We start from the raw sequence: 707 nt of genomic DNA, 5'->3' as shown, positions 1-707 counted from the left end.
TCCTGACTTCCGCAGATTATTCACCGTAATTTTTTAAGTTATTGAATTTCAATGTTTATGGATTCTTAAGTTTCGGTTTTGGGTGTCCCAGGGGATGATTTTATTAAATTAGTCCATGTTTGTCCGGAAAAAGCCAAATAAAAGTGGACTTGTCAGTGTACAGGTTATTGATAAAAGCCAAGGGAAATATAAGGTTCTCAAGACCATTGGCTCTAGTAAAGACCCCTTAGAAATTGAGCGTCTGGTTAACGAAGGTAAAAGTTATGCCCAAAAACAAATGGGGCTTCAGGAGATCGACTTTACCGACCACAAGAAGATATTTACTGATGTCCTGTCTTCAATCAGCTCGCATAAGCTTGTGGGTGTTCAGTATGTTTTGGGGAGGATATTTGATGATGTTGGTTTTGGTCAGATCAATGAGGAGCTTTTCAAAGATCTTGTGTTATACCGTCTGGTTTACCCTAAAAGCAAGCTTAAGACGACAGAATATCTTTACCGTTACGAACAGAAGGCTTACTCCGAAGATGATATTTACCGTTTTATGGACAAGCTACATTCCAGGTATAAGGAACAGGTCCAGAAGATCAGCTTTGACCATACCCTTCAGGTTTTGGACGGGGGCATCCACGCGGTTTTTTATGATGTTACAACTATCTACTTTGAAATAGAAAAGGAGGATGATATCAGAAAGCCCGGATTTTCAAAAG

General features: G+C 39.5%; 1 protein-coding gene. It reads left to right on the top strand.

What is annotated here, in order from left to right; genetic code table 11:
* Positions 1–115: 115 nt before the first annotated feature.
* The coding region (locus tag ACFFIP_RS18070) for an IS1634 family transposase (RefSeq protein WP_446685335.1) at positions 116–707 on the top strand (592 nt) is incomplete at its 3' end.

It is taken from the genome of Fontibacter flavus (assembly GCF_042432905.1).
GTDB lineage: Bacteria > Bacteroidota > Bacteroidia > Cytophagales > Cyclobacteriaceae > Fontibacter > Fontibacter flavus.
This window is presented reverse-complemented; position numbering and strand designations above follow the sequence as displayed.